The sequence below is a fragment of the Dysgonomonas gadei ATCC BAA-286 genome, from assembly GCF_000213555.1.
In the GTDB taxonomy this organism is placed as follows: Bacteria; Bacteroidota; Bacteroidia; order Bacteroidales; family Dysgonomonadaceae; genus Dysgonomonas; species Dysgonomonas gadei.
In genome coordinates this window covers 269335-275405 of sequence record NZ_GL891987.1, presented here as the reverse complement: position 1 = coordinate 275405, position 6071 = coordinate 269335, and the positions used below count along the sequence as shown (strand labels likewise).

General features: G+C 40.7%; 4 protein-coding genes. 3 read left to right on the top strand and 1 reads right to left on the bottom strand.

The annotated features are described in order from the left end of the window. The first annotated feature begins 61 nt into the window (after positions 1-61). The 3 genes from HMPREF9455_RS16465 to HMPREF9455_RS16455 all read left to right on the top strand — a co-directional run bounded on the left by HMPREF9455_RS16465 (position 62) and on the right by HMPREF9455_RS16455 (position 4615). Positions 62-406 carry a transposase gene (locus HMPREF9455_RS16465; protein WP_044215310.1) on the top strand — a complete coding sequence of 115 codons (345 nt, stop codon included), beginning with the start codon at positions 62-64 and terminating at the stop codon, positions 404-406. A 524-nt stretch (positions 407-930) separates the two neighbouring features. Beyond that, the gene (gene pnp, locus HMPREF9455_RS16460) at positions 931-3096 is read left to right on the top strand and encodes a polyribonucleotide nucleotidyltransferase (RefSeq protein WP_044216523.1); all 2166 of its coding nucleotides are present in this window, start codon (positions 931-933) and stop codon (positions 3094-3096) included. A gap of 262 nt (positions 3097-3358) precedes the next feature. Further along, positions 3359-4615 carry a hypothetical protein gene (locus HMPREF9455_RS16455; protein WP_006800871.1) on the top strand — a complete coding sequence of 419 codons (1257 nt, stop codon included), beginning with the start codon at positions 3359-3361 and terminating at the stop codon, positions 4613-4615. A 29-nt stretch (positions 4616-4644) separates the two neighbouring features. Here the strand turns inward: HMPREF9455_RS16455 and HMPREF9455_RS16450 are convergent, their stop codons facing one another. Then, positions 4645-6039 carry an MltF family protein gene (locus tag HMPREF9455_RS16450; protein ID WP_006800870.1) on the bottom strand — a complete coding sequence of 465 codons (1395 nt, stop codon included), beginning with the start codon at positions 6037-6039 and terminating at the stop codon, positions 4645-4647. Positions 6040-6071: the final 32 nt, after the last annotated feature.

Genomic DNA, 6071 nt, shown 5'->3' with positions numbered 1-6071 from the left:
CCCGATAAATTACGATCTGTTGTATATTATAGCAAGGAGTTGAAAACTACTTTTTCTTTTTTTGACAAACAATCTGGATATAACAGCTGAAGAAGTTGCCACTCTATACAAATATCGTTGGAATATAGAAATCTTTTTCAAATGGATAAAACAACATTTGAGAATAAAGGAGTTTTATGGGACTTCTGAAAATGCCGTCAAAATTCAAATATTTTCTGCTATAATAACCTATTGTCTTGTTACAATCATGAAACATGAATTAAAAATAAAAGTGTCCACTTATGAAATATTACGAATACTTAGTTTATCATTATTTGAAAGAATGCCAATAGAAAATCTTTTTAATAATAATGATACGCAGATAAACTATCAAAATGATACTCAATTATGTCTTAATTTTTTTTAGTGGACACTAGTGTATGCAATACACCCCTACATAAGGCTGAAAAACAGCTTTATGAATTTTGATGCGTTTGCCCTAAAAGCTATCAGCTAATAGCTGAAACATGTGTTACCTTTGTTACCTTTTCGAAAGCTGTAGGGGCAATCCCTTGTGGTTGCCCGGTATTGGAAAAGGCGCGTACCTACAAGAGGCACCCTTACGAAAGGTAGCAAAAAGTGTTACATATGTTACTTTTTAACAATTGCAGGTTACAGCCAGATGAGATACGGGTAGACAAGACACGAAATACAAGTTGTTAACTGATGACTACTGACTGTAAAGCCACTTATGCGATAGCCTGGGTAACGGCTAATAGCTATCATCTAATAGCCAGGATAAGTTACTTTTTTAGATTGATTAGCTAATTGAGATTTAAGAATGAAAGGGGTTTGACCCATGTATATTGTCTTTTCAGCCCCCATCCCCTTAATTCTCAAAAACTTTGCGTACCTTTGTCCGATTTTAAGAAGTTTAGAAAAAAATATTTTATGATGAATCCGATTACAAAGAGTATCGATTTAGGTGATGGAAGGACTATCACCCTTGAAACCGGAAAATTAGCAAAACAAGCAGATGGGTCTGTAATGCTACGCATGGGAAATACCATGATGCTGGCCACAGTTTGCGCTGCTAAAGACGCTAAACCGGACGTTGATTTTATGCCTTTACAGGTAGAGTATAAAGAAAAATTTGCCGCATTCGGCCGTTTTCCCGGAGGTTTCCTTCGCAGGGAAGGGCGTGCATCAGATTATGAAATATTGGTTTGCCGCCTTGTAGACCGTGCGCTTCGCCCGTTATTCCCGGACGATTATCACGCAGAAGTATTTGTGAATGTTACACTCTTCTCTTCAGATGGAATAGATATGCCGGATGCACTGGCCGGGCTTGCAGCTTCGGCTGCCCTAGCAGTATCCGATGTACCTTTCAATGGACCAATCTCGGAAGTGAGAGTTGCACGTGTAGACGGACAATTTATCCTTAACCCGACTTTTGCCCAAGTGGAGCAAGCCGATATGGATATTATGGTAGGCGCTACTATAGACAATATCATGATGGTAGAAGGCGAGTTCAAGGAAGTTTCGGAAGCAGAAATGCTGGAAGCTATCAAAGTAGCACACGAAGCTATCAAAATACAATGTCAGGCTCAGATAGAACTGATGGAAGCTGTGGGCAAAACAGTTAAACGCGAATACTGCCACGAAGTAAACGATGAGGAGCTTCGTAAAGATGTATGGGCAAAATGCTACGATAAAGCTTATGCTGTAGCTGCATCAGCCAATACAAACAAGCACGAGCGTGGCGATAACTTCGCAGCTATCGTAGATGAATATAAAGCAGGCCTGACAGAAGAAGAACTGGCTGAAAAGGGTTCTTTGATATCCCGCTATTACCACGATGTGGAAAAAGAAGCAATGCGCCGTTCTATCCTTGACGAAGGTAAACGCCTCGATGGACGTTCCACTACAGAAATCCGCCCTATATGGAGCGAAGTAGATTATCTGCCGGGAGCACATGGCTCTGCTATCTTTACCCGTGGTGAAACTCAATCATTGACTACAGTTACTTTAGGTACCAAGCTGGATGAAAAAATCATCGACGATGTGCTTAACAACGGAAAAGAAAGATTCCTCTTACACTATAATTTCCCTCCGTTCTCTACCGGAGATGCCCGTCCGCAACGCGGAGTAGGACGTCGCGAGATAGGACACGGAAATCTTGCTCACAGAGCATTGAAACCAATGATTCCGGCTAACTATCCGTATGTTATCCGTGTAGTATCGGATATTCTTGAATCGAATGGTTCATCTTCTATGGCAACCGTTTGTGCCGGTACGCTGGCTCTGATGGATGCCGGTGTGCAGATCAAGAAACCGGTAACGGGTATAGCAATGGGACTTATCTCAGAGAAGAAAGGTACAAACTTTGCTGTGCTTTCCGACATACTCGGAGATGAAGACCACTTAGGTGATATGGACTTTAAGGTATGTGGTACAAAAGACGGTATCACTGCTACCCAGATGGATATTAAAGTAGACGGATTGTCATACGAGATACTCGAAAAAGCCCTGAATCAGGCACGTGAAGGCCGTTTACACATTATGGGTAAAATCCTTGAAACATTACCTGAGCCGCGCGCAGACTTCAAAGAGAATGCTCCGCGTATCGAGGTTATTATTATCAACAAAGAATTTATCGGTGCTGTTATTGGCCCTGGAGGTAAGATTATTCAAGGTATTCAGGAAGAAACCGGTGCCACTGTTACTATCGAGGAAATCGATGGTTATGGCCGCGTAGAGATATCAGCAACAAGCAGAACTTCTATCGAAGCCGCTGTTGCGAAGATCAAAGGCATTGTAGCCGTTCCTGAAGTAGGAGAAGTATATACTGCTAAAGTTCGTTCAGTAATGCCTTATGGTGCATTCTGCGAATTCCTTCCAGGCAAAGATGGTTTGCTTCATATCTCTGAGATCTCTTGGGATCGTATCGAAGACATGGAAAAAGCCGGACTGAAAGAAGGCGATGAAATAGAAGTGAAACTGATTGACATCGACCCTAAGACCGGAAAATTCAAATTATCCCGCAAGGTGCTTCTTCCACGTCCTCCAAGACCGGAAAAACCTGTACAGAAGAATAATAACGAAGGGAATAACTAATCTTCATGTTTATGATAGAAAAGAGGCTTTTAATTAAAGCCTCTTTTTTTTGTTATAAATGACTCTTTTATGCACAAAACCATAATTAGTTTATCTATATGGTATGAGAATAAAATTACCCTGGGTACTCAATATATTCAGAACAGTAATTTTTATTAAAATAAGATTATGATAACAATTTATGTTTACATTTGCATCAGAGATAAAGACTAAAGACAATTTTTCCATTTATTAAAACTACAAATATAAAAGAGTAAACAACATGAAATTTAGCACTTCAAAGCTGAAGGCGGTATTGCTTTGCGTATCAATTATTTTTTGTAATTATATGCAATCCCAGATAACAGTAGGAGCTGATTTAACACCTAACAAGGGTAGCTTGTTGGATCTTAAAGAATATAATAATCCGGCCCAATTAGCAAATTCGGGTAAAGGACTGGGAATGCCCCGTGTATCATTACAAAGACTGGAGAAGCTCGACCCCTGTGTAGAAAATGCAACTGAAGAAGACAAAAAGAAGCATACCGGACTGATGGTCTATAATCTGACCGATGATACGCCATATGGTCTTTGTCCGGGCCTCTATGTATGGCAGACTACAGAGTGGACAAGACTGCCCGAACCTTGCCCCAAGATATATTACAACACAAAAAAGATTTTGGGAATAGGACTGGATAATTATTCTGTAGGAGCAACTTCTCCAAATGCCGGCGGAAGCATTTTATTACAGAATCAGGCTGCTTTTGGTGAGGATTCAAATAGTATAGTGGGTTTTAAGGGATATACACTGGACTATCTCCGAATACCGTCTCTAGTGGATATCGATTATTTAGGTACACTCGATGCAAAATTAGCCGAAAAGCCGGATATAATCGTTATCAGTTATCCGTCAAGGATATTAAATCAGAACACTGCTGATAAGTTAAATAATTATTTGAATCAGAATGGGGTTCTTATATTATTGCTGGAGGATCCGGGAGGCGTATCTGCTGATACTCAGAAATCTTCTCAGATATTTTTAAGAACTGTTTTTGGAAACACCAATATCACCCAGAAGAACACTACATCCGATGCCTTTTCCGGTTCTGTTTATCAGTATTCAACAACAATAAATGACGAAGTAATAAATGGGCCGTTTGGCGATCTCAGAGGAAAGTACTGGGGAGAAGATGCTTCATATACAAGTCTTGTATCCGGATTGCCGTCCGATCAGATTATCGAATATTCGACCGCTTATGACTACTCTATGGGTGTTGCAAATAGTGGCTATATAAACTCATTCAGACATAAAACGAAGAATCTGCTTTTTGTGGGAGATGGCGGGTTTATCGTATATCAAAAAGGTTCAGCCGTCCCAACGGCATATCCTTTCGGACTAGACAATAATAACATCCCTGTAGAAAGGGCAAACTACGGACGAGGTATCAAATATAACGTTTCCAACTCTATCTTTTTTGGAAATGTAATGGCATGGGCCATCAAGATGGCAGAGTATAACGGGATAAATACCATACCTTAAAAAGGTAGCAGTGGGAAATAAAGATTAACTCACTTTTTATTCTCACTTATCCTTTTAAACCGGTTCATTGTAGCCAGTACATTATTCACATACTTCATCGTTTCACCACCTCTGAAGTACCCGCTTTTACATACAGGGTCGTTATAGTATTCCGGATTGCTTTTCAGTTCGAGATACTTTTGAACATTTCCTTCCCATATATAAGGATTAGCTCCGTATTTTGAAGCTAGAGCCTGCGCATCATTTACGTGCCCGTTTCCTGCATTATAAGCAGCCAGTATGAATTTTTCACGCTCGCTGATATTCTCTACTTTCCTGAAGATTTTGTCCAGCCTGTCCAGCAATTCGACAGCTGCCCCGATACTCAGGTCAGGATTCATGCGGTCTTCACTGGTCAGACCCAAGGAAGCAGCCGTACGAGGCATCAGTCCCATAATCCCGGCAGCGCCCGCCCATGAAGTAAGATTGTTCTGGAAGCGGGACTCATGATAGCAAATAGCAGCAAGGAACTGCCATTCGTATTTTGTATTCTTAGCATGTTTCCTGAATAGGTCGTCATAGACAGAAACAGCACCTCTAGGCAGATTTTTCGGAGTTATATACTCTCCCTCAAAAAGCTGTTTGCTCAACTCGAAATACTTCTTTATGATACTCTTGTATACAGGTGTATTGTCATTCTCGGCAAACCACTCATTAAGAGCATTCGCCAGATTCGGCATATTTTTCCGCACGGCCCATGAAGCCCGTTGTTCGAAACTTATCGGCAAGGAGATGTCAATATTCCTGAAATAAGTGCGGTTTAACCTGGCAATATATTCATCACAGGCTGTATATCTTATCTTGCCCAACGATACCATCTCTATCAGGTCCTCGCTGGTAATAGTATCTTCGCTGACTGTATGAATCCTGATGCCCCCGCCTAATTCCGAATCAAGATTGAGAAGGCGTTGGTGATATTTAGTATCGGCCTCCACATATACTTCCTTACCTATAAGGCCGGTCACATCCTTTATTATAGTATCTCCTTTATTCGCCCTCTGAACAAGAACCTGATGAGTTATCTGCTGCAGCCCGCAATAGGATATAGAATCTTTCAGTTCATTTTGTATAGGCACTGCATAAGCGATAAGATCTCCCTCTCCCCTCTTTAGCATTTCTATCAGCCGGGTGGTATTCTCCGCCACTTTTACATTCAGCTTCAATCCGTAATGATCGCAGAAGTCCTGGGCAAGATCATAGTCATACCCCATCGGCTCTTCTCTGTAAATAAAGTATGAGGTAGAACTATTGAGTGTAATAATGGTCAGTTCACCTTTCTCCTTTATTTGTTCAAAGTCGTAAACAGACTGCTCCTGCTTCTTCTTACATGAGAAAAAAAAGCAAGATGAAAGTAACAACAGGTAGACGATAAGGTTATATTTCATAGTGCAGCTCCTGTCTTTAATACATTGTGATT